27 protein-coding genes are annotated in these 25,414 nt (G+C 69.3%); 17 read left to right on the forward strand and 10 right to left on the reverse strand.

The window, feature by feature from the left end:
• Nucleotides 1-4 precede the first annotated feature (4 nt).
• The 12 genes from BN977_RS02120 (at nt 5) to BN977_RS31290 (ending at nt 9,741) form a co-directional block, all read left to right on the forward strand.
• Complete coding sequence (locus BN977_RS02120; protein ID WP_036396080.1) at nt 5-388, forward strand: transcriptional regulator GutM; 384 nt, start codon at nt 5-7, stop codon at nt 386-388.
• Nucleotides 389-439: 51 nt separating this feature from the next.
• On the forward strand, nt 440-1,075 hold the full coding sequence (srlA, locus tag BN977_RS02125) for a PTS glucitol/sorbitol transporter subunit IIC (protein ID WP_084172377.1): 636 nt from the start codon (nt 440-442) through the stop codon (nt 1,073-1,075).
• A gap of 12 nt (nt 1,076-1,087) precedes the next feature.
• Nucleotides 1,088-1,696 (forward strand): PTS glucitol/sorbitol transporter subunit IIB, encoded by a 609-nt coding sequence (locus tag BN977_RS02130; protein ID WP_084172378.1) that lies wholly within the window; start codon nt 1,088-1,090, stop codon nt 1,694-1,696.
• Between the two features lie 27 nt (nt 1,697-1,723).
• On the forward strand, nt 1,724-2,101 hold the full coding sequence (locus tag BN977_RS02135) for a PTS glucitol/sorbitol transporter subunit IIB (protein WP_024455622.1): 378 nt from the start codon (nt 1,724-1,726) through the stop codon (nt 2,099-2,101).
• Complete coding sequence (locus tag BN977_RS02140) at nt 2,098-2,493, forward strand: PTS glucitol/sorbitol transporter subunit IIA (protein WP_051560966.1); 396 nt, start codon at nt 2,098-2,100, stop codon at nt 2,491-2,493. Before BN977_RS02135 ends, BN977_RS02140 begins: the two co-directional genes overlap by 4 nt.
• 22 nt (nt 2,494-2,515) lie before the next feature.
• Nucleotides 2,516-3,838, forward strand: coding sequence for an NAD(P)H-dependent oxidoreductase (locus BN977_RS02145; RefSeq protein ID WP_036396082.1), 1,323 nt, complete (start codon nt 2,516-2,518; stop codon nt 3,836-3,838).
• A 31-nt stretch (nt 3,839-3,869) separates the two neighbouring features.
• Complete coding sequence (locus BN977_RS02150) at nt 3,870-4,880, forward strand: thiamine pyrophosphate-dependent dehydrogenase E1 component subunit alpha (protein ID WP_036398266.1); 1,011 nt, start codon at nt 3,870-3,872, stop codon at nt 4,878-4,880.
• Nucleotides 4,877-5,908, forward strand: a complete 1,032-nt coding sequence (locus BN977_RS02155) for an alpha-ketoacid dehydrogenase subunit beta (protein ID WP_036396083.1) — start codon at nt 4,877-4,879, stop codon at nt 5,906-5,908. The genes BN977_RS02150 and BN977_RS02155 overlap by 4 nt, the downstream gene beginning before the upstream one ends.
• Nucleotides 5,908-7,173 (forward strand): 2-oxo acid dehydrogenase subunit E2, encoded by a 1,266-nt coding sequence (locus BN977_RS02160; protein ID WP_051560967.1) that lies wholly within the window; start codon nt 5,908-5,910, stop codon nt 7,171-7,173. Before BN977_RS02155 ends, BN977_RS02160 begins: the two co-directional genes overlap by 1 nt.
• A gap of 37 nt (nt 7,174-7,210) precedes the next feature.
• Nucleotides 7,211-8,611: a dihydrolipoyl dehydrogenase gene (lpdA, locus tag BN977_RS02165; RefSeq protein WP_036396085.1), complete on the forward strand. Its 1,401-nt coding sequence runs from the start codon at nt 7,211-7,213 to the stop codon at nt 8,609-8,611.
• Nucleotides 8,612-8,634: 23 nt separating this feature from the next.
• On the forward strand, nt 8,635-8,892 hold the full coding sequence (locus tag BN977_RS02170) for an HPr family phosphocarrier protein (RefSeq protein WP_036396088.1): 258 nt from the start codon (nt 8,635-8,637) through the stop codon (nt 8,890-8,892).
• 63 nt (nt 8,893-8,955) lie between these two features.
• Entirely contained in the window at nt 8,956-9,741 is a 786-nt protein-coding gene (locus BN977_RS31290) for an IspD/TarI family cytidylyltransferase (RefSeq protein WP_051560968.1), read from the forward strand.
• A 5-nt stretch (nt 9,742-9,746) separates the two neighbouring features.
• Here BN977_RS31290 and BN977_RS02180 read toward each other — a convergent pair whose 3' ends face one another.
• The 6 genes from BN977_RS02180 to BN977_RS02205 form a co-directional block, all read right to left on the reverse strand.
• The gene (locus BN977_RS02180) at nt 9,747-10,013 is read right to left on the reverse strand and encodes a hypothetical protein (RefSeq protein ID WP_051560969.1); all 267 of its coding nucleotides are present in this window, start codon (nt 10,011-10,013) and stop codon (nt 9,747-9,749) included.
• A gap of 63 nt (nt 10,014-10,076) precedes the next feature.
• Entirely contained in the window at nt 10,077-10,805 is a 729-nt protein-coding gene (locus BN977_RS02185; RefSeq protein WP_036396093.1) for an IspD/TarI family cytidylyltransferase, read from the reverse strand.
• A 43-nt stretch (nt 10,806-10,848) separates the two neighbouring features.
• A complete protein-coding gene (locus BN977_RS02190) occupies nt 10,849-12,219 on the reverse strand; it encodes a TldD/PmbA family protein (protein ID WP_036396096.1) in 1,371 nt (456 codons plus the stop codon).
• Nucleotides 12,216-13,733, reverse strand: a complete 1,518-nt coding sequence (locus BN977_RS02195; RefSeq protein WP_036396099.1) for a TldD/PmbA family protein — start codon at nt 13,731-13,733, stop codon at nt 12,216-12,218. Before BN977_RS02195 ends, BN977_RS02190 begins: the two co-directional genes overlap by 4 nt.
• Nucleotides 13,734-13,759: 26 nt before the next feature.
• Nucleotides 13,760-14,227, reverse strand: a complete 468-nt coding sequence (locus tag BN977_RS02200) for a GreA/GreB family elongation factor (RefSeq protein WP_024455609.1) — start codon at nt 14,225-14,227, stop codon at nt 13,760-13,762.
• A gap of 175 nt (nt 14,228-14,402) precedes the next feature.
• Nucleotides 14,403-15,911 (reverse strand): PucR family transcriptional regulator, encoded by a 1,509-nt coding sequence (locus BN977_RS02205; RefSeq protein WP_036396102.1) that lies wholly within the window; start codon nt 15,909-15,911, stop codon nt 14,403-14,405.
• 22 nt (nt 15,912-15,933) lie between these two features.
• On the opposite strand from BN977_RS02205, the gene BN977_RS02210 reads away from it, so the two are divergent.
• Genes BN977_RS02210 through BN977_RS02220 form a run of 3 tightly spaced genes read left to right on the forward strand, consistent with a single transcriptional unit; the run spans nt 15,934 to nt 18,924 of the window.
• Nucleotides 15,934-16,818 carry a carbohydrate ABC transporter permease gene (locus BN977_RS02210; RefSeq protein WP_036396104.1) on the forward strand — a complete coding sequence of 295 codons (885 nt, stop codon included), beginning with the start codon at nt 15,934-15,936 and terminating at the stop codon, nt 16,816-16,818.
• A complete protein-coding gene (locus BN977_RS02215) occupies nt 16,805-17,617 on the forward strand; it encodes a carbohydrate ABC transporter permease (RefSeq protein WP_036396105.1) in 813 nt (270 codons plus the stop codon). The genes BN977_RS02210 and BN977_RS02215 overlap by 14 nt, the downstream gene beginning before the upstream one ends.
• The gene (locus BN977_RS02220; protein ID WP_036396108.1) at nt 17,614-18,924 is read left to right on the forward strand and encodes an ABC transporter substrate-binding protein; all 1,311 of its coding nucleotides are present in this window, start codon (nt 17,614-17,616) and stop codon (nt 18,922-18,924) included. The genes BN977_RS02215 and BN977_RS02220 overlap by 4 nt, the downstream gene beginning before the upstream one ends.
• Here BN977_RS02220 and BN977_RS02225 read toward each other — a convergent pair.
• Nucleotides 18,921-19,742: a CbiQ family ECF transporter T component gene (locus BN977_RS02225; RefSeq protein WP_036396109.1), complete on the reverse strand. Its 822-nt coding sequence runs from the start codon at nt 19,740-19,742 to the stop codon at nt 18,921-18,923. The genes BN977_RS02220 and BN977_RS02225 overlap by 4 nt on opposite strands.
• The gene (locus BN977_RS02230) at nt 19,739-21,763 is read right to left on the reverse strand and encodes an ABC transporter ATP-binding protein (RefSeq protein ID WP_036396111.1); all 2,025 of its coding nucleotides are present in this window, start codon (nt 21,761-21,763) and stop codon (nt 19,739-19,741) included. Before BN977_RS02230 ends, BN977_RS02225 begins: the two co-directional genes overlap by 4 nt.
• A 105-nt stretch (nt 21,764-21,868) precedes the next feature.
• Here BN977_RS02230 and BN977_RS02235 point away from each other — a divergent pair, with 105 nt between their 5' ends.
• Nucleotides 21,869-22,318: a MarR family winged helix-turn-helix transcriptional regulator gene (locus BN977_RS02235; protein WP_036396113.1), complete on the forward strand. Its 450-nt coding sequence runs from the start codon at nt 21,869-21,871 to the stop codon at nt 22,316-22,318.
• A gap of 14 nt (nt 22,319-22,332) precedes the next feature.
• Nucleotides 22,333-23,532, forward strand: coding sequence for an MFS transporter (locus BN977_RS02240; protein WP_036396115.1), 1,200 nt, complete (start codon nt 22,333-22,335; stop codon nt 23,530-23,532).
• A 3-nt stretch (nt 23,533-23,535) separates the two neighbouring features.
• On the opposite strand, the gene BN977_RS02245 is transcribed toward BN977_RS02240, so the two are convergent.
• Both BN977_RS02245 and BN977_RS02250 read right to left on the reverse strand, forming a co-directional pair.
• Nucleotides 23,536-24,627: an esterase-like activity of phytase family protein gene (locus BN977_RS02245; protein ID WP_036396118.1), complete on the reverse strand. Its 1,092-nt coding sequence runs from the start codon at nt 24,625-24,627 to the stop codon at nt 23,536-23,538.
• Complete coding sequence (locus BN977_RS02250; RefSeq protein WP_036396121.1) at nt 24,624-25,334, reverse strand: VIT1/CCC1 transporter family protein; 711 nt, start codon at nt 25,332-25,334, stop codon at nt 24,624-24,626. The genes BN977_RS02245 and BN977_RS02250 overlap by 4 nt, the downstream gene beginning before the upstream one ends.
• Nucleotides 25,335-25,414 lie beyond the last annotated feature (80 nt).

Consider the following 25,414-nt stretch of genomic DNA (forward strand, 5'->3'; position numbering starts at 1 on the left):
CTCAATGATGACTTTCACCTTGGTCTTCGCCGGCCTCTGGGCCACCCAGATGCTGATGAGCTGGTGGCAATCCAAGCGATTCCTCGCCGACATCGCCGCCCTCCGCAGCCACGGAGTGGTGTTCATCGGCCGCGGCAAGCGGCGCGGGCTGCGCGCCTACGCCGCCCTCGCGCTGCGCGACGGTGTGGTAACCGACTCGCGAATCCTCAACGGCTACACCGTGTTCTCTCGCGCCAAGGCATGCCCCGCGTTGACCGGGCTGCCGGTCGGCCAGCTGACCGAGGGACCCGTCGGCGGGCTCGATCACCGCACCGCCCAGGCCGTGACGCACGCGGCCACGCTGTACGTCGAGCACAACGCCCGAAAGCGGAAAGTCGCGGCGGCCTGAGGCTTACCACCCTTCGAATCCCCCTACCCATCACTCTCAGACAGGAACGACATGTCCATTGCCCTAGGGCTGACTCTGCTCGCAGAGGAGGCACCGGCGCCGCCCAGTGGTTTCAACGGAGTGCTGGCGGGTTGGGCCGAAGCATTCATCGGCATCTTCAAGGCCGGAGCCGAGACCTTCGTCGGCCTGGTCACCGGCATCATCCCGCTGCTGATCGTCCTGCTCACCGCCGTCAACGCCCTCATCCGGCTGATCGGCACCGAACGGATCGAGAAAGTGGGTGTCATCGCCGGACGGCCAGGAATCCAGTACCTTCCGTTGCGCTATCTGGTGCTGCCCGTGCTGTCGATGTTCTTCCTGACCAACCCGATGGCCTACACGATGGGCCGGTTCCTGCCGGAGCGCCGCAAAGCCGCGTTCTACGACGCCGCGGTGAGCTTCTGCCATCCGATCACCGCGATCTTCCCGCACGCCAACGCCGGCGAGTATTTCGTGTATGCCGGCATCGCCGCGGGCATCACCAAATTGAACCTGCCGGTGGCCGATCTCGCGGTCCGCTACTTCTACGTCGGCCTGATCGTCATCTTCCTGCGCGGCATCGTGACCGACCTCATGGTCGGCATCCTGACCCGACGTAAGGAACGCCAACAAGGCTCCCCGACCACCGCCGCCCCTTCCCCGGCATAAGGACCAACGACCATGAGCGAAATCACCGCTGACGCCACAGATCAGGGCAAAGTTTCGGCCTCTGCCAAGACCCGGGGAGCCTTCGACAAGATCGCCGGGGGCCTGACCGGGCTGGGCCGCGCGGTCGGCAACGTCGTCAACGTCTTCTACCAGTCCGGCCGCGAGACGATCGACACCGTCATCAAGAACGTGTTGCCGTTCATCGCCTTCATCGCGTTCCTGATCGGCTTCATCCAAGCCACCGGGATCGGTGACTTCATCGCCGAGCATTTGGCGCCGCTGGCGTCGGGCCTTCCTGGCCTGCTGCTGATCTCCGTCATCGTCTGCCTGCCCTTCCTGTCACCGGTGCTCGGCCCCGGCGCGGTCATCGCGCAGGTGATCGGCACCCTGCTGGGCGTCCAGATCGGCCTGGGCAACATCCCGCCGCAGTACGCGCTGCCCGCGCTCTTCGCCATCGACGGCCAGGTGGGCTGCGACTTCATCCCGGTCGGCCTCTCCCTCGGCGAGGCCGAACCCGAAACCGTCGAGATCGGGGTGCCGGCCGTGCTGTTCTCCCGCATGATCACCGGCCCCGCCGCAGTCGTCATCGCGTACTTCGCCAGCTTCGGCCTGTACGCGTAACCCCCACCGCCAGAAAGGAAACGACCCATGGCCGATTACAAAGCAGTAAAGGTCAGCAAAGGCCGCAACGGGTGGGGAGGCCCGCTGGTCATCAAACCCACCGACGATCGTCCACTGATCTACTCGGTGACCGGCGGCGGCATCCATCCGGTGGCGCAACGCATCGCCGACCTCACCGGCGGGGAAGCCTTCGACGGATTCCGCAGCTCGGCGCCCTTCGACAAGGTGGCCGTCGCCGTGATCGACTGCGGCGGGACCGCCCGCATCGGGGTCTACCCGATGAAGAACGTCCTGACCATCGACATCAACGCCGCCACCCCGTCTGGGCCGCTGGCCAACTTCATCAAGGAGACCAACTTCGTCTCGCACGTGGGCACCGGCGAGATCGAGGCGATCGACCAGTGACCGACGTGCAGGCGCAGGTCGTGCGCTACTCCACCACCGTGACCCAGGTCGGTTCCCTGGTACGGGATTTCGCCGAGCAGGGCATGCTGGTCTTCTTCGGCGAGAACGCCCCGGTCGAACTGCACGATATGAGCGTCCTGCACCGGCCCGAGGTCGCCGACGGCGGGCTCGTCGTCGGCGACGTCATCGTCCTCGACGACCAGGAGTTCCCGATCCTGGCCGTCGGCCATGTCGCCAACCAGAATCTGGTCAACCTCGGTCACATCGACCTGAAGTTCAACGGTGAGACGTCGCCACCGTTGGGCGGCGACGTCTGCCTACCGAACCTCACCCCGCCGAGATTGGTGCCCGGCAGCACATTCCGTGTGGTGACCCGAACACCCACCGCCTAGACCACCCCATTAAGGAGTTCCCGTGAGTTACACCGAACGTCTCATCGCCCGCCAGAACGAACTGGGCCGGCCCATCCGCGTCGGCCTGGTCGGCGCCGGGCAGATGGGTCTGGGTTTCATCGCCCAGGTGGGCCGTATCGCCGGTATGCAGATCGCCGCCGTTGCGGACGTCGTGCCCGGCCGGGCCGCCGACGCGCTGCGCAAAGCCGGCGCCGACCCCCAAACCGGTAGCGAGATAGCAGAACTCGCACAGGCCATCGAAGCCGGCGGCACCGTCGCCGTCGAGGACGCCGCGCTGCTGACCGCACTGCCGGTCGACGTCGTGGTCGACGCGTCCGGTGTCCCCGAGGTCGGAGCGCAAGTGGCGTTCAGCGGCCTGCTCGCCGGCAAGGACATCGCCCTGCTCAATGTCGAATGCGACGTCACCATCGGCTACCTGCTGTCCTCGATCGCCAAGCAGACCGGACGCATCTACAGCGTGTGCCGCGGCGACGAACCTGCCGAAGCGAAGCGCCTGGTCGACTTCGCCCGCGATCTGGCCTTCGAGGTGGTCTGCGCCGGCAAGGGTAAGAACAATCCGTTGAATCCGCATGCCACGCCGCAGGAATTGACCGCGGAGGCCAACAGCAAGCACATGAACCCGAAGATGCTGTGCAGCTTCGTCGACGGGTCCAAGGCGATGATCGAGATGGCCGCGCTGGCCAACGCCACCGGCCTGGAGGTCAGCACCCGCGGGATGTACGGACCGCCGTCGAGCATCGAGGAACTGTCCACCACCTTCCGCACCACCGACGACGGTGGCGTCCTGGACCGGGCCGGTGTCGTGGACTACTGCACCGGCGACGTCGCCCCAGGCGTGTTCGCGATAGTGCGGACCCAGGACGACATCGTCGCCGACGAGATGACCTACCTCAAGATGGGACCGGGGCCGTATTTCACGCTGTACCGCCCCTACCACCTGGCCAGCATCGAGGCGCCCCTCACCATCGCCGAGGCCGTCCTGGACCGCAAGGCCAGCCTCGCGCCGTCCCATTGGAACGCCGAAGTGGTCGCCGGCGCCAAACGCGACCTGAAGGCCGGTGACACGATCGACGGGATCGGCGGCACCACCGTGTACGGCGTCATCGAATCGGCCCAGGCGACAAAGGATCAGGGGTTGGTGCCGCTCGGCCTGCTCGAAGGCGCCACGATGCTGCGCGACGTCCCCGCCGATGCGGTGATCACCGCCGACGACGTCGAGCTGCGCCCCGGCACCACCATCGCCGCGCTGCGCCAGCTGCAGGACAAGCTCCTGGCCGGTGTTCCGCTGCCGATCGCGATCGCCGGTGGCGCGCATGTCGCCTGACACCTCGACCCTCGACGTGAAAGGCGACACCATGACAACCGAATCAACTACTGCGCCACCGCGACTGGTCGCCGATACCGCACTGTCGCGGCGGGTGCTGACCACCATGTGGGAGATCCGTCGGTTCGAGGAGGCGGTCGACGACCTGTTCGCCCGCGGCCTGATGCACGGCACCATGCACCTGTCGATCGGCCAGGAAGCCGTCGCCACCGGCGCCTGCCTGGCGCTGACCCGCGAGGATCTGATCACCTCGACCCATCGTGGGCACGGCCACTGCATCGCCAAGGGCGCCAAGCTCGACCGGATGATGGCCGAGCTGCTGGCCAAGGAAACCGGTTACTGCCGGGGCCGGGGCGGCTCGATGCACATCGCCGACGTCGACACCGGCAACCTGGGCGCCAACGGCATCGTCGGCGGCGGAATCCCCATCGCCGCGGGCGCGGCGCTGGCCCAGAAACTCCGCAACACCACCAACGTCGCGGTGAGTTTCTTCGGTGACGGCGCCACCAACGAGGGCGCCTTCCACGAAGGCCTCAACCTGGCCGCGGTGTGGGCGCTGCCCGCGGTGTTCGTCTGCGAGAACAACGGTTACGGCATGTCCATGTCGAGCGCACTGTCGATGGCCGTGCCGCGGGTCAGCGACCGCGCCGCTGCCTACGGGATGCCCGGGGTCACGGTCGACGGCAACGACGTCCAGGAGGTCTTCGACGCCGTCAGCGAGGCCGTCGCGCGGGCGCGCGCCGGGCACGGGCCCACCCTGGTCGAGGCGGTCACCTACCGGTACAAGGGGCATTCCAAGAGCGACCAGAACCTCTACCGCACCCGCGAGGAGATCGACGCGTGGCGGGCCAAGGACCCGATCGGCCGGTTCGAGGCCGCCGCCCTCGAGCACGGCGCGTTGACCCAGGCCGATATCGAGGCGGTGCGCGCCGCGGCCCGTGATGCGATCCGCGCGGCGATCAAAGCCGGTAACGAGGCCGCCCCATCCCGCGCCGACGAGCTGCTCTCCGGCGTGTACGCACCCGTACAGGAGTCAGCGTGAGCACTTCCACCACTGTCGAACTCGACGCCACCCGCTCCGAGGGTGTCACCGAGATGTCCTACTCCGACGCGGTACGCGAAGCGCTGACTGTCGCCATGACCGAGGACGAACGCGTTTTCGTGCTGGGCGAGGACATCGGCATCTACGGCGGGGCGTTCGGCGTCACCAAGGGACTGCTGGAGAAGTTCGGCGCCGACCGCATCCGCGACACCCCGATCTCCGAGCTCGGCATCGTCGGCGCGGCGGTGGGCGCGGCGATGTGCGGCATGCGTCCGGTGGTCGAGATCCAGTTCTCCGACTTCACCAACCAGGCGATGGACCAGATCGTCAACCAGGCCGCCAAGATTCACTTCATGCTCGGCGGCGCCGCCAGCGTGCCCATGGTGCTGCGCGCCCCGTCCGGCTCCGGAACCGGCGCGGCGGCCCAACATTCACAGTCACTCGAAGCCTGGTTCGCCCATGTTCCCGGTCTGAAGGTGGCGCTGCCGGCCACCGCCGCCGACGCCAAGGGCTTGCTGCTGTCGGCGATCGACGATCCCAATCCGGTGATCGTGCTCGAACACAAGCTGCTCTATCGCACCAGCGGACCGGTGCCCGCCGGAAACGAGCGGGTTCCGTTGGGCAAGGCGGCCATTCGGCACGAGGGTGACGACCTGACGATCGTGGCCACCGGGGTGATGGTCGGCAAGTCGGTGGCCGCCGCCCAGACGCTGGCTGCCGAAGGAATCGGGGTGACGGTGGTGGACCCCCGCACCCTGGTGCCGTTCGACGAAGACACGGTGCTGGATGCGGTGCGGGCCACCGGCCGCGTGCTGCTGGTGCAGGAGGCGCCCATGACCGGCGGGTTCGTCGGCGAGATCGCGGCCCGGATCGCCGGCTCCGATGCCATCTACAGCCTGCTGGCCCCGATCAAGCGGTTGTGCGGCCTGGACGCGCCGATCCCCTACGCACCGGAGCTGGAGAAGGCCAGCGTGCCGCAGGTCGACGACATCATCACCGCCGCACGAGAGCTCGTGAGGACCAGCTGATGCGGGAGATTCCCCTGGTGATGCCCAAGATGTCGATGACGATGACGGAGGGCACCTTCCTGGTGTGGCGTCGGGAACCCGGCGAGGCCGTCAAAGCCGGCGATGTGGTGTGTGAGGTGGCCAGCGACAAGGTCGACATGGAGGTCGAATCACCGGTCGAAGGCACGCTGTCACGCTTGCTCGCCCAACCCGACCAGGTGTTGGGTGTCGGTGAGCCACTGGCCTACATCACCAGCGACGCCGACGATCTGCTCGACGGGCTGTTCGACAGCGGCTCGGCGCCCGAGCCGGAGCCAGCCCTCGTGACCGCCCACGCCGCGGCGCAGGCAGTGCCGGCGGCCACTCCCCCGTCGCGACGGGGGCCGCGGCCGGCCGTACCGTTCGCCCGGCGCAGGGCAAGCGAACTGCGGGTGGACATCAACACGATCGTCGGCTCCGGGCCCGACGGGCTGATCACCGTCGGCGACGTCGAGAAGGCCGCACCCAAGACCACCAGCGACGCGGTCACCCCCACACCAGCGCCCGCCGTACCGACGGCGACCGCCGACAACGGCGACCAGGATGCCTTCGGCGAGACGACAACGCAGAGCCTCAGCCGGATCAACAAGGTCTCGGCCGCCGCACTCACCCGGTCCTGGACGACCATTCCGCACGTCACCCAGCACGACACCGCCGACATCACCGAACTCGACGCCTACCGGCGCGAACTCGACGCGGCGGCCAAGTTGGAGGGCACCCGGGTCACCCTGCTGGCATTCCTGCTCAAGGCGGTGGTGTCCGCACTCAAGGCTCACCCGCGGGTGAACAGCTCACTGGCGGCAACGCAGGATGCGTTGGTGCTCAAGCACTATTACCACCTCGGTGTGGCCGTGGACACCGCGCACGGACTGGTGGTGCCGGTGATCCGGGACGTCGACCGCAAGGGCATCACCGAGCTGAGCCGGGATCTGGCGGACGTGTCGGCACGGGCCCGCGACGGAAAGCTGTCCGGTGACGATGTCCGCGGCGCCACGTTCACCGTGTCCAGCCTGGGCGGAATCGGTGGCACGGCGTTCACGCCGATCGTCAACAGCCCCGAAGCCGCAATCCTCGGGGTGTCGAAGAGCCGGACCGAACCGGTATGGGACGGCGAGCAATTCGTTCCGCGGCTGATGCTGCCGTTGAGCCTGTCCTACGACCACCGCATCATCGACGGCGCTCTGGCGGCGCGGTTCACCAGCCATCTGGGTCACCTACTCGGTGACGTGCGCCGACTGCTGCTCTGACCCTTCGTCCGGCATATCGCTCACAAGGAGAACCACCATGTCCGGCAGGGACGACACGTCCGACGTCGATCTGATCGTGCTCGGCGGGGGCAGCGGCGGCTACGCCGCGGCGTTACGGGCCGCCGAACTCGGCATGCGCGTCGCGGTCATCGAGAAGGACAAGCTCGGCGGCACCTGCCTGCACCGCGGTTGCATACCCACCAAGGCCCTGTTGCAGTCGGCCGAGGTCGCCGAAACCGTGCGGGAATCCGCCCGTTTCGGCATACGGGCCAGCCTGGACCACATCGACCCCGACGGGGTGGGCAGGTACCGGGACGGCGTGGTCAACGCATTGTTCCGCGGCCTGTCCGGGCTGGTGGCCGGCCGCGGCATCGAACTGATCGCCGGCACGGGTCGGCTGGTTTCACCGACCACGGTGACGGTCACACTGCCCGACGGCGCCGAACGCAGCGTCTCGGGTGCCCACATCGTCATCGCCACCGGGTCGGTGCCCCGCCACATCCCCGGTATCACCGCCGACGGCCGACGGATCATCACCAGCGACGAGGCACTGAACCTCGACGCCGTCCCGCGCAGCGCCATCGTGCTCGGCGGCGGAGCCATCGGTTGCGAATTCGCCACGGTGTGGCACTCGTTCGGCGCGGACGTGACGATCATCGAAGCCCTCCCGCATCTGGTGCCGACCGAAGAGGAGGCCGCCAGCGCGTCGCTGGAGAAAGCGTTCACCCGCCAAGGCATTTCGCTGCGGCTGGGAGCCAAGGTCACCGATGCGACGCCATCGGCCGAGGGTGTCACCGTGACCCTGGACGACGGATCCACCCTGTCCGCCGACCTGGTGCTGGTGGCGATCGGCCGGGCACCCGTCACCGAGGGTATCGGCCTGGACACGGTCGGTCTCGAAACCGACCGTGGCTACCTCAAGGTCGACGAGCACTGCCGCACGTCGGTACCGTCCATCTTCGCCGTCGGCGATGTTATTCCCACCTTGCAGCTGGCCCATGTGGGGTTCGCCGAGGGGATCATGGTGGCCGAGACCCTCGCCGGTCTGGACCCGGCGCCGATCGACTATCCGGGTATTCCGCGAGTCACCTACTCGCATCCCGAAGTGGCCTCGGTGGGGATGACCACGAAGATGGCCACCGAGCGTGGCTACCAGGTCGAGGACGTCGTCTACGACCTGGCCGGCAACGGTAAGGCCCGGATCCTCGGGTCGTCGGGCATCGTGAAAGTCGTGGCCGCCAAGGGCGGTCCCGTCCTCGGCGTGCACATGGTCGGCAAACGCGTCGGCGAACTGATCTCCGAAGCCCAGCTGATCGTCAACTGGGATGCCCGCCCCGACGAAGTGGCCCAACACATCCACGCCCACCCCACCCTGTCGGAAGCCGTCGGGGAAGCGCATCTCGCGTTGGCGGGCAAACCGCTGCACACCCACAGCTGATCACCACACCTGAAAGGGATCCCATGCCGAACAAGACCGTCACCGTCGGCTCATCGGTCGGGCTGCACGCCCGCCCCGCCGCCATCATCGCCGAGGCGGCCGCCAAGGCCGGAGGCACGGTGACCCTGGCCCGGGACGGGGGTGACCCGGTCGACGCGGGCTCGGCCCTGATGATCATGACGTTGGGCGCCGGCCACGGCACCCCGGTCACGGTGACCGCCGATGACGACGACACCGTCGCCCTGATCGCCGACCTGGTGGCTCGCGACCTCGACGCCTGACCGGGCACCGCCCGCACGTTCCGCTAGCATGCTGTGACCGGAGCGAGCGGGAGGAGGTGGGCGGTGGCGAATCAGAAATTCGGCAACGTCCCGCTGCCCCATGCGCGGCTGCCCCGGTGGCACAGCACCACCGCGACCCGTAGCCACGGCCGCGAGCGACCGGACTGGGCGCTCATCGTGCCGATCCCGGCCTCGCTGACCACCAACCGGGAGCTGCTGTTCACCCGCTTCGGCGATACCGTGCCGCTGGTGCAGTGCCTGCAGAGCCGGATCGTGGCCGGACGTCCCGACGCCGACGCCGTCATCGCCGTCGCCGAGGCGCTGCATGCCGACGTCAAGGCCGTGCTGGCCGCCCATGACGTGCGGGTCAAGGTGACCTCGGTGCCCGGCACGGCGACCCGGGAGGATTGCCTGTCGGCGGCCCTGGCGCAGGTCGACGACGCCGTGGAATACGTGCTGGTACACGATATTCGGCGGCCGCTGGCCTCCACCGACCTGGCCGACCGGGTACTGGATGGGTTGCGCGACGGCAACGATGTCGTCGTTCCCGCCCTGGCGATGGTCGACAGCGTCAAAACGGTGGACGCGGCCGGCGCGGTGACCGAAACGGTGGACCGCTCGCGGCTGCGTTCGGCGCAGTATCCCCGCGGTTTCCATCGTCGGCATCTGACCGCGATGCTGGCCGGCGTCGAGGCGGCCGACGATTTCGACGAACTCACCCTGGCCCGCCGCGCCGGGGTGGCACCCGCCGTCATCGACGGGGATCCCGACGCGTTCATCCTCGATATCCCTCGCGATATCGAGCTCGCCGACGCGATCTTGGGCTGCCGGCTGGCCCAGCAACGCTGAGCGATTCAGCCCCGCAATACGGTGACGATCTCCCGCAGGATCTTCACCGGCTGGCTCAGCACGGCCCCGGGCAGCGCCACCAATGTCTGCACGGGGTGCCGGCGCAGCCGATTCACCCACCGGCCCGGTTTCGACAACACGCGCAGTTCCAGATCGTGGATATAGGCGTGCCGCAGGTCGTGTTCGGGATGGTGCCGCTGCGCGCCACAGTTGCCGCATTCGGTGGACACCAGCAGCCGGCCCGCGTACCGCAAGGTGTGCTCGGTTTCCAAACCGCACTCGCTGCACCGTAATTGCGCTAACTCACGTCCCTCCATCGGTGGCCTTTCAACTCGTCACTTGAGCCGGTGATGGGCGCCGGCGAGCAGCCGCTCGGCCAGAAACAGATCCTGGGAAAAGGTCACCTTCATGTTCCTCGGGTCACCCTGGAAGGAACGCACTTCGATATCGGAGAACTTCTCCACGCTCGAGGAGGTGTCGGTGCCCTCGAACTGTTCGGCGTCGGCGGCACGATAGGCGTGCAACAGCGGCAGCGCCTGGAACGCCTGGGGTGTCTGCACACGGACATGGCGGTCCTCGGGACGCAGGTCACCGAGATTCCCGGCCTCGTCCATGGTGACCAGGTCGCGGACCTCCACCCCGGGCACCGCACCACCGAACTGACGGGCCACGGTGATCGCCGAACGCATCATGCCCGGACCGGCCAGCGGGCGGGCGGCGTCGTGGATGAGCACGATGTCGACCGCCCCCGATTCGATATCGGCGGCGAGGTATTGCAAAGCGCGGTACTCGGATTGGTGCCGCGACGACCCGCCGTCGATGATCTCGACCGGCAGATCCGGCACCTCACGGTCGAGGGTGCTGGTGGCCCGGGCACGATCGTCGGCCCGGATCACCAGGATGGTGCGCACCAGTTCGGGAACCTCGGCGATCGAACTCAACGACCACGACAGCATCCGTCGGCCCGCCAAGGGCAGATACGCCTTGTTGCGGTCGGCGCCCATCCGGGTGCCGCTGCCTGCGGCGAGCACGACGGCGACCGCGCCCGGTCGCGACTTTCTCACCACCGATCCACCCTAGACCACCGGCAGATCCGGGTGTGGGGCATCATTGCGCTTGGCTGACCGAGGACATGTGGAAATCCGGGATCCGCAACGACGGCATGGTGGCCCGGGTGGCCCAATCACCCCACTCGCGTGGCAGGGTCGGCTCGCTGACCCCCGCCTCGGTGGCCCGGCGCAACAGGTCCAGCGGGCTTTCGTTGAACCGGAAGTTGTTGACGGCGGCGGTCACCTCGCCGTCCTCGATCAGGTACACCCCGTCCCGGGTCAGGCCGGTGAGCAGCAGCACCGCCGGGTCGACGGTGCGGATGTACCACAACGTGGTCAGCAGCAGGCCGCGCTCGGTCGCGGCGATCATGTCGGCCAGCGTCGCCGAGCCGCCGGTCATCAGCAGGTTCTCCGCCGGAACCGTCACCGGCACACCGAATTCGGCCGCGGCCGAGCGGGGGTAGGCCAACGCGTTGATCACCCCGTCGCGCAGCCAGTCCACCCGGCCGATGTCCAGCCCGTTGTCGAAGATGGACACCCGCTCCGAGGAACTCGGCACCGCGACGAAGGGCAGGCATTCCTGGCCGGGGGCCCGCGGATCGGAGTACAGCGTCAGCGGCAGATCGGTCAGCTTCTCCCCCACCCGGGTGCCGCCGGGCGCCGACAGTGCGGTGCGGCCCTCCTGTGCGCCGCGACCGTCCATGCTCCAACCCAGGTAGATCAGCATGTCGGCCACCGTCGACGGCGGCATCAGCGTCTCGTACCGCCCGGCGGGCAGTTCTACCGTCTTGGCCGCCCACCCCAGCCGCAGCGAAAGCTCTTCCAGCAGAGCGTCGGTGGGCACGTCGATGTAGTCGGCGGTGCCCACCCCGGCCCACGCGCTCGCGGTGCCGCGTTTGGCATTGATCTCCACCGAACCGGTCGGCTGGGTGTAGCGGCGCCGCAGACCGGACGACGTCGCGACGAACGTCGTCTCCAGCACGTGCCGCGCATACCCGTACAACGTGTCCGGCCCCCGGAAGCCGCGACCCAAACTCGTTGCCACATCGGCGAACACGTCGGCCCCGGTGACCGGAACGGGAGCGTCCCAGTCGGCGGGAGCGTCACCGGCGGGCAGTGCGGACGCGGGGTCGCTGGCCGCCGGCGCCGCCAGGGCCGCGTCCTGGGAGGCCGACACCAGACCGTCGATCGCGGACGGATCGACCTCCGCGGAGGTCACCGACCCGACGTGGGCGTCGTTACCGCGGCGCACCACCGAGATCACCGTGGTGGTCCGTCCACGGGATTCTCCATTGGTGGTCATGGAGTTGCCGGCCCACCGCAGCGATGCGTCGGATCGGTCGGTGACGATGACGGTGGTCTCGTCGGCCTTGCCGCGCCGCGCCGCTTCGACCAACACGGCATCGACGACGTGCTGGGGGCTGATCATGCGCGGCCGCCTTCTGCTTGGGTGTTCAGCACATTCACTCCACGGAACAGGGCCGACGGGCAGCCGTGGCTGACCGCGGCCACCTGACCCGGCTGCGCCTTGCCGCAGTTGAACGCCCCGCCCAGCCGCCAGGTCGACGGCCCGCCCACCGCCTCCATCGAACCCCAGAACTCGGTGGTGGTGGCCTGGTAGGCGACATCGCGCAGCTGCCCGTCCAGCCGGCCGTCGGTGATCTTGAAGAACCGCTGACCGGTGAACTGGAAGTTGTAGCGCTGCATGTCGATCGACCACGATTTGTCGCCGACGATGTAGATGCCGTCGCGCACCCGGGCGATCAGATCGGCGGTGCTCAGGTCTTCGGAGCCCGGTTGCAGCGACACGTTGGCCATCCGCTGGATGGGTACATGGTGTGGCGAATCCGCGTACGAGCACCCATTGGAACGCTGTACCCCCAAGCGCGGCGCGAACACCCGGTCCAGCTGGTAGCCGACGAAGATGCCGTCGCGCACCAGATCCCAGCTCTGCGCGCGCACCCCCTCGTCATCGAAACCGATGGTGGCCAAACCGTATTCGACCGTGCGGTCGGCCGTCACGTTCATCACCGGGGAGCCGTAGGTCATGGTGCCCAGTTTGTCCGGGGTGGCGAACGACGTGCCCGCGTACGCGGCCTCGTATCCGATCGCCCTGTCGTATTCGGTGGCGTGCCCGATCGATTCGTGGATGGTGAGCCACAGGTTGGACGGGTCGATCACCAGGTCGGTCGGACCGGCGATCACGCTGGGCGCCTTGACCTTCTCGGCCAGCAGCGCGGGCAGTTCGGCCAGCTCGGTGGTCCAGTCCCACACGGCGTCGTCGACCACCGCCTCCCAGCCGCGCGCCGTCGGCGGGGCCAGGGTCCGCATGGTCTCGAAGGTGCCGGCCGCGGTGTCCACGGTGACGGCCTCCAGTTGCGGTTGCACCCGGACCCGCTGCTGGGTGGTCGAGGTGCCGAAGGTGTCGGCGTAGAAGCTCTGCTCCTTGACCGCCTCCAGATGCGCCGAGACATGGTCGACCCCATCGGCGGCGAGCAGCCGCTGGGAGTAGTCGGCCAGCCGGGCGATCTTGTCCGACGCCGACACCGCAAACGGGTCGATCACGTAGTCGGACACCCAGTGCAGGTCGGTGTAGACCGGCTCGGCGGCCAGCTCGATGCGTTCGGCGTTCAGCGGTGCCAGTGTGGTCGCCACCGCGACCGCCCGGCGCGCGGTGTCGGCCGCGGTGCGCGCGTCGAGTTCGGCATGTGAGGCAAACCCCCAGGTGCCGTCCACGATCACCCGCACCGCCAGCCCGACGTCGCGCTGCACCACCGAGGATTCCAGTTCCCCGTCGCGTAGCGCGATCGCCTCGGTGGTGATGCGGTGGATGCGCAGGTCGGCGTAACTGGCACCGGCCGCGCGGGCCGCCGTCAGGGCGGCATCGGCGAGCGCCTGCCGGGGCAACGCCAGGAAGTCCGGATCGACACTTCGAGCTGTCACGGTTTCCTACCGTAGCGGCAGGGTTGTCAGCTCATGTGCAGCCCGTACGGCACCGCCGCCAGCAGTGTCACGACCTGGGTGTGCCCGGTGGGCAGCTGGTATTCCCGTCGTTCACCGGGCCGGGCACCGCTGATCGCCGCTCCCAGAGGTGATTTCGCGGAGTAGACCTCTATGTCTCCGTAGTACGCGCCCCGGACACCGAGCAGGAACGTCTCGGTGTCGCCGTTGTCCTCGAACCGCACGGTGAGCACCATGCCCAATTCGGCGACGCCGTCGTCGGGCGGATCCACCCCGACGACGGCGTTGGAGAGCATGTCGTGGATCTGCTGGATGCGGCCCTGCTGGGCGCGCCGCACCGCGACGGCATTGCTGTCGGGGGCGTCGCTGTCGTCGTCGAGGGCGTCGACGGTGCTCCACCCCCGCAGCACCGCCAACTCGTGCAGCAGCCGTTCGTGGGCTTCGGGGGTGAGCCATACCGGCGTGGCGGCGGTCATCGGATATCTCCTCCTGCATCGGTGTTTGTCGTCAGGGGCGGGTCAGTGCTCTCCGCCCCTGACGACGGGGATAAGTGGGCCCCCCGGGGTCATAGGGCCATCATCGAACGCCGATGCAGGGCCGGTGCTGCGGTATCCGACAAATCTCGGCGGAGGGTTTGTCGGGTTAGCACAATCAGTCGTGATCGGCGGCGGCGAGTTCGATCATCATCGCCAACCGCTTGTCGGGGTCGTCGAGGTCGACGGTGGTCACCTCGGCCATCTTGCGCAGCCGATAGCGGATCGTGTTCTCGTGCACGCCCAGCTCGGCCCCGGCCCGCACCGGGTCACCCTGGGCCGCCAGCCAGACCCGCAATGTGGCCACGTACGGAGTGCCGTGCACCGCGTCATGGTCGATCAGTTCGGCGACGGGGCCGCGCCGCGGGCCACGTCCGGCTGCGGCCGCCGCCCGTAACCGCCGCAGCACCAGGGCGTCCCACGATTCGTCGTAGGCGGGCGGTGGCGCGCCGGCGGCACCGGCCTCGTGCAGGGCCAGGCACTCGTCGGCCTCCGATCTGGCCGCCGCCAGGTCGGTGGCGTCCGCGGGCCCGCTGATGCCGGCCAGCACCGTGCTGCGCTCCGGTAACGCGGCCCGCAGCGCGGCCAGCCATTGCCGTGCCACGTCGACCGTCTCGCCAGGCAACACGGTGTACACCGTGTTGTCCGCCAGCGCGCTGCGGCCGGGCCGCGACCAGCCGAAGCCGGCGGTCGCCTGCTCGAAGGCGACCAGCAGGGCGGTGTGCCGGTCCGGCTCCAGCCGGGCGCGCAGCGCAATGACCCGCAACGGTCCCGGTGGCAGGCCGACCCGGCTGGCCACCGTCGTCGCCTCGGCGCTGCCGTCGAGCAGTCGCAGCACCGAGTCGGACTCGACCTGGCGTTCCAGGTCGGCGCTGGCTCGCGAGCGCAGCAGGTGCAGCGCGACCACCCGGGAGCCGTCGACCAATGCCGCGCGCGCCGCCCCGTCCAGCTCGGCCGGGCAGCTCACCCACACCGCCCCCAGCAGCTCGCGTCCGACCCGGGCCGCCACCACCATGCGCCCCGTCATGCCGTGGTCGGGATCGGGCGCGATGAACAGCGGCTCGTCGGATTCGGCGAGGTGCGCGAACACGCCGCGACGGGTCAGGGCGGCCTGCAGCTCGGCAGGTTGTTGCCTGCGCAGAATGGTCTGCGCCCGGGCGTCGTCGGCGTCCTGCTGCATGCGCGAGTACGCCAGGCACTGCGCGTGCCGGTCCTCGATCACCACGGCTCCGCCGATGGCCGCGGCCAGGCTGTCCGCCAGCGCGAACAGATCCGTTGGGCCGCGGCCGGATTCGGTCTCGCGGCCTTCCAGCACCAGTCCGTACACCACGGCGGCCAGCTCACTCCACGGCAACGCGGGGTCCACCAGCAGCACCGCGATCCCGTCGGGCAGTTCGGCCTGGGCGTCCGGTTGATCGGCACGCGCCAGCACCACGGCCGCCTTGGCCTGGCCGGCCCAGTCCAGCGCCTCGGACACCGAGGTGGCCCCCAGGGCGAGCAGCACGTCACCGGTCACACGCTCGGGCACCACCACGCTGCGCAGCTCGGTCGAGCGCGGCACGCCGCACAGCCGGGCCGCGACACCGTATCCGCCCACCACGTTGACCAGGCGATCCAAGGTGATCACGACCGCAGCTTAGGCTGACGCCATGAGCAGGACTCCGGCGCGGCGGCCGCGACGCTCCACCGTGCTGGGGTATGCCCTGGTGGGGCCCAGCCTGTTCGGCGTGCTGACCTTCCTGTTGTTGCCGATGCTGGTGGTCGCCTGGCTGAGCCTGTACCGCTGGGACCTGCTGGGCCCCATTCGCTTTGTGGGGCTGGACAATTGGCAGTCGGTGCTGACCGATCCGACGTTCGGCACGTCGCTGTTGGTGACGGTGGCGTTCATCGCGATGGTGGTGCCCACGCAGACGCTGCTGGGCCTGGCCGCCGGCGCCATGCTGGCCCGCGGGTTGCCCGGCACCGGATTCCTGCGCACGCTCTACGTGCTGCCCTGGATCTGCGCGCCGCTGGCCATCGCGGTGTTGTGGCGCTGGATCCTGTCCCCCACCGACGGCGCCTTGAGCACCGTCACCGGCCGCCACATCGAGTGGCTCACCGATCCGGGCCTGGCGTTGCCGGTGGTGTCGGCGGTGACGGTGTGGACCAACGTCGGTTATGTGTCGTTGTTCTTCCTGGCCGGCATCCTGGCCATCCCGCGGGATGTGCACGCCGCCGCCCGCACCGACGGCGCCACCGACTGGCAGCGGTTCCGGTACATCACGCTGCCCATGCTGCAGCCCACCCTGTATTTCGTGTCGGTGACGGGTGTGGTGAGCGCGGCGCAGGTGTTCGACACCGTGTACGCGCTGACCGACGGTGGGCCACAGGGCCGCACCGACCTTGTCGCGCACCGCATCTACGCCGAGGCCTTCGGCGCGGCCAGCGTGGGGCGGGCCGCGGTGATGGCGGCCATCCTGTTCGTGCTGCTGGTCGGTGTGACGCTGGCACAGCACCTCTACTTCCGCCGCCGGGTGAGCTATGACCTCACGTAATGCCCTGCTCTACGCCGGGCTGGCGCTGGGAGCGTTGATCACGCTGGTGCCGTTCCTGCTCGGGCTGATGACGTCGTTCACCTCGGCGCGGCAGTTCAACACCGGTGCACCCCTGTCGTTCCCGGCGCCGCCGACCCTGGCCAACTACGCCGCGCTCGGGGATGCCGGCTTCGGCCGCGCCCTGGTGGTCACGGCGCTGGTGACCGCGACCGTACTGCTGGGCCAGTTGACGTTCTCGGTGCTGGCCGCCTACGCGTTTGCGCGGCTGAGCTTCCCGGGCCGCGACGCGCTGTTCTGGGTGTACCTGGCGACGCTGATGGTGCCGGCGACCGTGACGGTGGTCCCGCTGTATCTGATGATGGCCGAGGCTGGACTGCGAAACACCTTCTGGGCGTTGGTGCTCCCGTTCCTGTTCGGTTCCCCGTACGCGATCTTCCTGTTGCGGGAGCACTTCCGCACCATCCCCGCCGACTTGATCAACGCGGCCCGGCTGGACGGCGCCACCACCCTGGACGTGCTGGTGCATGTCGTCGTCCCGGCCAGCCGGCCGATCCTGGCGACGCTGGCCATGATCACGGTGGTGTCGCAGTGGAACAACTTCATGTGGCCGCTGGTGATCACCAGTGGGCCGCGCTGGCAGGTGCTGACGGTCGCGACGGCCGGTCTGCAGTCCCGCTACGACGCGCAGTGGACGGTGGTGATGGCGGCGACGACGGTGGCGATCGTGCCGCTGCTGGTGCTGTTCGTGGTGTTGGGCCGGCACCTGGTGCGCTCGATCGTGGTGACGGGGCTGAAATGAGGGTGCGGTTTTCCACCTGGGTGGCCGCCGGCGTCGTCGTCGCCGGGGTGCTGCTGCTGGTCGCCGGTCTGCTGCTGGGCCGGACCGCCGGCTCCGGGAAGACGGTGATCACCGTGCGGTTGTGGGACGAGCAGGTGGCGGCGGCCTACCGGCAGTCGTTCGCCGAATTCTCCCGTCGCCACCCGGATATCGAGGTGCGGGTCAACGTGGTCGCCTACGCGAACTACTTCACCAACCTGCGCACCGATGTCGCCGGCGGCGGGGCCGACGACATCTTCTGGTTGTCCAATGCCTATTTCGCCGGCTACGCGGACAACGGCAAGCTGGCGCCGATCGCGCCCTCGCCCGACTGGGACGCCTCCACCGTCGCGCAATTCACCCGCACCGGAACGCTCTGGGCGGTACCGCAACTCACCGACGCCGGGATCGCGGTGTATTACAACGCCGACCTGCTGCGCGCCGCCGGGGTCGATCCCGCCGCCCTGGACAACCTGCGTTGGTCTCCCGGAGCGGACGACACGCTGCGGCCGTTGCTGGCCCGGCTCACCGTCGACCAGTCCGGGAACCGGGCCGACACCGCGGCATTCGACGCGCGCCGGACACGGCAATGGGGGTACAACGCCGCCAACGACATGCAGGGCATCTACCTCAACTTCATCGGGTCCGCCGGCGGCAGCTTCGCCGACGGAGACCGGTTCACCTTCGCCAACGACCCGGCCGCCCGGGCGTTCGAATACCTGGTGCGGCTGATCAACACCGACCACGTCGCGCCGTCGGCCGCCGACACCAACGGCAACGGCGACTTCTCCCGCAACCAGTTCCTGGCTGGGCGGATGGCGCTGTTCCAGTCGGGCACCTACAACCTGGCTGCCGTCGCGGCGCAGGCACCGTTCCGGTGGGGTGTGGCAATGTTGCCCAGCGGGCCGGCCGGGCGGGTCAGCGTGACCAACGGGATTGCGGCGGCCGCGAACTCGGCCACCCGGCATCCCGCGGCGGTGCGCGAGGTGCTGGCCTGGCTGGGCAGCCGCGACGGCAACGCCTTCCTGGGTGCCGACGGGGCCGCGATCCCGGCCGTGCTCAGCGCACAACCGGTGTACTTCGATTATTGGCGGCGCCGCGGCGTCGACGTCGGACCGTTCTTCGCGGTGCTGCACGGAACGCGGATCGATGCCCCCGGCGGTGCCGGGTTCGCCGCGGGTTACCAGGCGCTGCAGCCTTATTTCGACGAGATGTTCCTGGGCCGGCTCGCCGTGCCGGATGCGCTGGCGCAGGCGCAGCGGGCGGCGAACACCGCCGCCACGCGCTAACTGGTGGCCAGGAACGTGAACGCCTCCACGTAGCCGGCCAGCCCGCACACCACCGCGATGACCGCCAGGGCGACATAGTCGGCGGCGTGCGGCCGCGACGGATAGGCCGAGATCTGGCCCGCCCCACCGCGCGCGGTGATGGCATCGCCCATCTCGTCGGCGCGGCGCAGCGACACGGTGACCGCGGCGGCCAGCAAGTCGACCAGTTCGGCGGCCCACTGCTTACGCCGGGCCCGCCGCGACTCGGGCCGCTCCCGCGGCCGCAGCCGGCGGGCCGCGTAGAGCACACTGAACTCGTCGATCAACATGGGGAAAGCCCGCAGCGCCAACGCCAGGGTGACCGCCCAGTCGTCCACGGGCAGCCGGAACAGTCGCAGCGGCCGGCCCAGCGTCGAGACCGCGGGGGCAACCTCGGCGACGTTGGTGGTCCACGACACCAACGCGCCGAGCCCGAGCAACACCAGCGCCACCGCGGTGATGCGCAGGAAGTTCAGCAGCCCGCCCAGGCCGAATTCCGTTCCGGCGACGGTGAGATACGGCTCGCCGGCCGCGAAGGCCGCCGTCACCCCGCCGAGCGCGACGATCAGCCACAGCCAGGCCGGAATGGACGGCACCGCGCCCCGCGGGATGCGCGCCAGCACCGCGGTCACCAGGACCACCCCCGCGACGAACGCGATCGGCACCCAGCCGGGATAGAAGGTCAACAGCACGCCGAGCGCGGCCACCGCGATGAGTTTCGTTCCGGCCCACAGCCGGTGGATGACGGAATCGCCGGGCACCGGCCGCAGCAGCACCACCGGCCGGCGGGGCGCGCTCACGCCGCACCTCCCGAGGCGCTCGACGCGGCGGGGACCAGTTGCCCGTCACGCAGATGCAGCGTCCGCGGGCACAGCTCCTCGAGCCCGTCGAAATCGTGTGAGATCACCACGACGGTCAGGCCGTCGCGACGCAGCTGCTCGAGCAGGCGCAGCAACCCGCGGGCGCTGGCGGCATCCAGACCGGCCAGCGGTTCGTCGAGGATGATCGCCCGCGGGGACCGCGCCAGCAGCCCGGCCAGCACCACCCGGCGCATCTGCCCGCCCGAGAGCTGGTCGATCCGCCGCGAGGCCAGGCTCGGCTCCAGACCCACCGCGGCCAGGGCCGCTTCGACCCTGGCTCGGTCGCGCGCCGAAAACCCTGCTGCCGAGGCGATCTCACGGTCGACGCGGCCGCGCATGAGCTGCAGCCGGGCGGCCTGGAAGGACAGCGCCACGGCGCCGACCTGATCGGACACCGGGCGGCCGTCCAGCAGGCAGCTGCCGGTGGTCGGTACCGTCAGCCCGGCCATGATCCAGGCCAACGTCGATTTGCCGGATCCGTTGAGACCGTGGATCAGCACCCCGTCGCCCTCGTTGACCACCAGGTCGATATCGCGCAACGCGCTGGTCTCCCACGGGGTGCCGGCGGCATACCGGTGGGCCACCCCACGCAGCTCCAGTACCGGGGTGTCGCCGTGGGTGGCCGCGGCACCCCTGGGCACCGTCGCCGCCTGCACCATCTCCGAACCGCCGGCCAGGTTGACGGCCCGGTCGGCGGCCTCGGCTTCCTCGTTGTAGTGGGTGATGTGCACCAATGACATCTGGTGGTTGCGGGTCAGCCCGGACAGCACCGCCATCAGGCCGTCGCGCCCGCGTTGATCCACCATGCTGGTGATCTCGTCGGCGATCATCAGCGCCGGCTCCCTGGCCAGTGCCGCGGCGACGGCCAGGCGCTGTAGTTCACCACCGGACAGGCCACCGGTGTCCCGTTCGGCCAGACCGTCCAGGCCGACCTCGGCCAGCAGCCGGGGCACGTCGATCTCGGTGCCGGCGGGCAGACCCCACACCACGTCGTCGGCGACCCGGGTGCCCAGCACCTGGCTCTCCGGGTGCTGCATGATCACCGCGGTGCCGCCCGGCGCGCCGAGCCCGACCGCACCGGGCCGGTCGACGGTGCCGGCGGTCGGCTCCCGGCCGGCCAGTACCAGCATCAGCGTCGTCTTGCCCGAGCCGTTGGCACCGGTGATCGCCACGTGTTCGCCCAACTGCACCGTCAGCGATACCGGTCCCAGCGCATCGCGCTCGGTCCCCGGATAGCGGAACACCACGTCGTGCAGCCGCAGCGGCACCGGTGCGACGGCTCCTGTCTCGGCGGGCACGTCCAGCTTGTGCACGTCGGGCACGCCGGCCAGCCGGGTCAGCACCCGGGACAGCGCCCACCAGCCGATCAGGCTGACGGTCATGATGATGAAGACGCCGTAGCCGCCGATCAGCAGCGGCCAGTACCGCAGCGCGGTGGCGAACAGATCGGTCAGCCGGGGTGCGATGTCCTCCATACCGGGGATGCGGCCCAGGATCCGGGCCGTGCCCTCGACGTTGGCGGTCATCGCGTCGAACACCAGCTGGCGCAGCCGCGACGCGACGGCCAGCGCGCCCACCACGAGCACGGCGAAGACGGCACCGGCGACCACCGATACGAGCATCGCGGTGGTAAGCCCGCGGCCGCGCCGCTTCACCGCGCCGGTCAGTCCGCCGATGTAGGCGCAGTTGAGCACCGTCATCAGGCCACCCATCCCGGCGATGAGGAAGGCGATGGTGGCTCCGGCGATGGCGGCGGCGATGAGCACCTTGAAGCGATACCGGTAGGCGAGCAGGCCCATCGGCACGGTGCCGAGCACGGACAGGCCCGCAGCGAACGGGACGGCCACCGCGATGATTGCGATGGCCGCGCACAGGGCCGCCATCACCGCGGCCTGGGCCAGCTCGTTCGGTTTCAACGATCCGGCCCGCCGAGGGCTGCGGGTCGGGCCGGTAGCGGGCATTTCACGATTCTGCCAGGCGGCACGGGCGCATCCCGTCGTCGCACTGTGACGGTCCCCACCACCGGCGCTGCCATCTACATAGAAATTCTATGTAACCATGGAGGGGTGACTCGCCAGGAAACAACCACCGCGTTGGGTGCCGACCTGCTGTCGGTGGTGGCGCGGCTGAACCGGCTGGCCAACCAGCGGGTCCGGATACCGCTGCCGTTCGCACAGGCCCGGTTGCTGTCGACGATCGAGGACCAGGGCGCCGCCCGGATCTCCGATCTGGCCGCCATCGACCACTGTTCGCAGCCCACCATGACCACCCAGGTGCGCCGCTTGGAGGACGCCGGGATGGTGTCGCGGGTCGGCGATCCCGGCGATGCCCGGGCCGTGCTGATCAGCATCACCGACGAGGGCAGGGCCACCTTGGCCCGGGTGCGCGCCGACCGCGGCGCGGCCGTGGACCCGTATCTGGACCGCCTCGACGACCGCCAACGGCAGACGTTGGCCGACGCCGTCGTCGTGCTGCGCGAACTGCTGGCGGTCGCGCGTCAGTCCCCCGACGAATAGGAGTTCTCCCCGCCATGTGGCGTCAACCGAAAGCAGTGTGGGCCGTCGCCTTCGCGTCCGTCGTGGCGTTCATGGGCATCGGCCTGGTCGACCCCATCCTCAAGCCGATCGCCGACAACCTGAACGCCTCACCGTCGCAAGTGTCGTTGCTGTTCACCAGCTACATGGCGGTGATGGGCGTGGCCATGCTGATCACCGGCGTGGTGTCGAGCCGGATCGGGCCGAAACGCACCCTGCTGGTGGGGCTGGTGATCATCATCGCCGGCGCCGGCCTGGCCGGGATGAGCGACACGGTGATGGGCATCGTCGGCTGGCGGGCGCTGTGGGGACTGGGTAACGCGCTGTTCATCGCGACCGCACTGGCCACCATCGTCAGTTCCGCGAAAGGCTCGGTGGCACAAGCGATCATCCTCTACGAAGCGGCGCTCGGCCTGGGTATCGCGGTGGGCCCACTGGTGGGTGGCGTGCTCGGCGGCATCTCCTGGCGTGGGCCGTTCTTCGGGGTGTCGGCGCTGATGGCGGTCGCCCTGGTGGTGACGGTGTTCCTGCTGCCGGCCACCCCGCGCCCGGCCCGTTCGACCTCGCTGGCCGACCCGTTCCGTGCCCTGCGCCACCGTGGCCTGCTCGGCGTGGCCGTCACCGCGCTGCTGTACAACTTCGGCTTCTTCACCCTGTTGGCCTTCACCCCGTTCCCCCTGGACATGGGCGCCCACGAGATCGGCTTGATCTTCTTCGGCTGGGGTCTGGCGCTGGCGTTCACGTCGGTGGTGTTGGCCCCGCGGCTGCAGCACCGTTTCGGCACGGTGCGGGTGCTGGTGCTCAACCTGTTGGCGTTCAGCGTGGTGCTGGTCGCGATGGCGGTGTGGACCGATCACAAGGCGGTGCTGGCCGCGGGCGTGGTGGTGGCCGGTCTGTTCATCGGCATCAACAACACCCTGATCACCGAGACGGTCATGAAAGCCGCACCGGTGGAGCGAGGCGTGGCGTCGGCGGCCTACAGCTTCCTGCGGTTCGGCGGTGCCGCGGTGGCGCCCTGGCTGGCCGGGGTGCTCGGCGAACAGGTCAGCGTGCACCTGCCGTTCTGGGTGGGCGCGGCGGCTGTCGTGGCCGCGGCCGTGGTCATGTTCACGACGCGTGGTCACCTCACCGGGGTCGACGCACCGGAGAGCGAACTCGATCAGGCCGAGGCCATCACCGTCGGCTCGGACAGCTGACGCTCACAGCGCGAAGGCCAGCAGCTGGGTCACCTGATCGGGCGAGAAATTGTCGTCGGTCACCATGACCACCGACTGACGACCGTCGGACAGTTTGGGACCCAACGTGATTCCCTCCACGTTGTCGACCGAGTGCACCGTCGCCGAGAGATCATCGAGCAGGGTCTTGCGCATCGGAACCGCACCAGTCGAGGACGGCCGGCCCAGGATGTCCTCGGCGCCCGCGACGCTGGCCCGGAAGATCCGCACCGACGTCCGGGTGCCGTGGCCGCGCTCGACCACCAGGAAGTCCTCGGCGTCCAGCGCCACCAAATCCGACAGCCCGTTGTCGCCGCCGTCGCCGGAGCTGACCGCGTCCAGCGGATAGGCATACTGCGCCGTCGGCTGCCGGGTCACCGGATCGAGCCGGGTGATCCTGGTCAGCGCGCCGTGTTCGGCGGTGGGCACCGGTCCGTCGTCGAAGCCGGGCGCCTCCATCGCGGCCCACAGCGCAGTCCCGTCGGGCGCCAGCGTGAGCCCTTCCAAGGCCTGGTTCTTCCGCGGACCGGCGTCGGCGGTCGACACATGCAATTCCGGCGGAAGGGTGAATTCGCCGTGGAAGGCGCCGTCCAGGCCGGCGATGCGCACCCACGGATCGAGCAGCACCGGTGCGGTGTCCGGCTTGACGATCCGCTCCCCCTCGCTGGACCAGTACAGCTGCTGGCGCCGGCCGTCGAAGGCGATGCCCTCGGGATCCGGCGGCACGGTGGTGGCCGACCGCCGGGCGAACGGCTTACCGTCGGTATTCAGCAACGAGGTGGACCCGAGCAGGTCCACCCGCGCCAGATTGCCCTCCGACAGCGCGATGCTCATGGTGTAGAACCGGGCCGGGTTCTTCTCCGACCGGTCATCGCTGATCACGTAGTACCGGTCGCGGCCGGCGTCGTAGGTGATGCCCGAGAGCCCGCCGACCGTCGTGTCGGCGAACAGCAGGCCGTGCGCCAACTCGATCTTGCCCAGGAACGCCAGTTGCGAGGCCCGGGCGGGCGCGCCGGCACACCCGGCCAGTACCAGCACCGCCGACAGGAGCAGGGCGAAAGGCTTGCGATCGGTCACCCGATGACGGTACCGATTGCCGACCCGACGACATAGGTGGCGCCGATCGCGATGGACCCAAACAACAACTGGCGCAACGATCCGAACCACACCCGCTGTTTGGTGACGAACGCCGCCAGCCCGCCGGCGACCAGCAGGCCGATGCCGCCGCAGATCAGGCCGGCCGGCAACGACTCGAAGCCCAGCAGGTACGGGATCAGCGGGATGATCGCGCCGATCGCGAACATCAGGAACGACGAGACGGCCGCCACCCGCGGGGAGGGCTTCTCCGACGGGTCGACGCCCAGCTCCTGGATCAGGTGGAAGTTGATGGCCTTGCACTCGTCACCGTGCAGTTCCTCGGTGGCGCGCTCGGCGGTGTCCCTGGACAGTCCCATGTTCTCGAACATCCCGATCAGCTCGGCCCGCTCCGCCCGCGGGTTCAGCGCGAAGGAGCGGCGTTCGACGTTGACCTCGGAGTCGATCTGCTCGTTGGCCGTGGTGACCGACGTGTACTCGCCCAGCGCCATCGAGAACGCCCCGGCCAGCAGTCCGGCCACCCCGGACAGCACCACGGCGTGCGTGCTGGCGCCGGCCGCCACGCCGGCGATCAACGCGGTGTTGGAGACCAAGCCGTCCATCGCACCGAACGTTGCCGCGCGCAGCCAGCCGCCGCTCACATCGGAGTGCGTGTGATCGCTGTCGTGGGGCAGCTCGACCTCGGCCATGGCTGTTATTGAACGCGCCGGAGGTGACGCCCCGGAACTCAGGTACGCCTGCGTTGCCAGAGTCACGTTTGTGGGACGCG

Origin of the sequence: Mycolicibacterium cosmeticum (assembly GCF_000613185.1) — a bacterium.
GTDB lineage: Bacteria > Actinomycetota > Actinomycetes > Mycobacteriales > Mycobacteriaceae > Mycobacterium > Mycobacterium cosmeticum.

Coding starts and splice junctions, on each gene's coding strand:
- BN977_RS02120 (WP_036396080.1), top strand. CDS start 5: ATGATGACTTTCACCTTGGTCTTCGCCGGCCTCTGGGCCACCCAGATG.
- srlA (WP_084172377.1), top strand. CDS start 440: ATGTCCATTGCCCTAGGGCTGACTCTGCTCGCAGAGGAGGCACCGGCG.
- BN977_RS02130 (WP_084172378.1), top strand. CDS start 1,088: ATGAGCGAAATCACCGCTGACGCCACAGATCAGGGCAAAGTTTCGGCC.
- BN977_RS02135 (WP_024455622.1), top strand. CDS start 1,724: ATGGCCGATTACAAAGCAGTAAAGGTCAGCAAAGGCCGCAACGGGTGG.
- BN977_RS02150 (WP_036398266.1), top strand. CDS start 3,870: ATGACAACCGAATCAACTACTGCGCCACCGCGACTGGTCGCCGATACC.
- BN977_RS02160 (WP_051560967.1), top strand. CDS start 5,908: ATGCGGGAGATTCCCCTGGTGATGCCCAAGATGTCGATGACGATGACG.
- lpdA (WP_036396085.1), top strand. CDS start 7,211: ATGTCCGGCAGGGACGACACGTCCGACGTCGATCTGATCGTGCTCGGC.
- BN977_RS02170 (WP_036396088.1), top strand. CDS start 8,635: ATGCCGAACAAGACCGTCACCGTCGGCTCATCGGTCGGGCTGCACGCC.
- BN977_RS02190 (WP_036396096.1), bottom strand. CDS start 12,219: ATGATCAGCCCCCAGCACGTCGTCGATGCCGTGTTGGTCGAAGCGGCG.
- BN977_RS02200 (WP_024455609.1), bottom strand. CDS start 14,227: ATGACCGCCGCCACGCCGGTATGGCTCACCCCCGAAGCCCACGAACGG.
- BN977_RS02210 (WP_036396104.1), top strand. CDS start 15,934: ATGAGCAGGACTCCGGCGCGGCGGCCGCGACGCTCCACCGTGCTGGGG.
- BN977_RS02215 (WP_036396105.1), top strand. CDS start 16,805: ATGACCTCACGTAATGCCCTGCTCTACGCCGGGCTGGCGCTGGGAGCG.
- BN977_RS02220 (WP_036396108.1), top strand. CDS start 17,614: ATGAGGGTGCGGTTTTCCACCTGGGTGGCCGCCGGCGTCGTCGTCGCC.
- BN977_RS02230 (WP_036396111.1), bottom strand. CDS start 21,763: ATGCCCGCTACCGGCCCGACCCGCAGCCCTCGGCGGGCCGGATCGTTG.
- BN977_RS02240 (WP_036396115.1), top strand. CDS start 22,333: ATGTGGCGTCAACCGAAAGCAGTGTGGGCCGTCGCCTTCGCGTCCGTC.
- BN977_RS02250 (WP_036396121.1), bottom strand. CDS start 25,334: ATGGCCGAGGTCGAGCTGCCCCACGACAGCGATCACACGCACTCCGAT.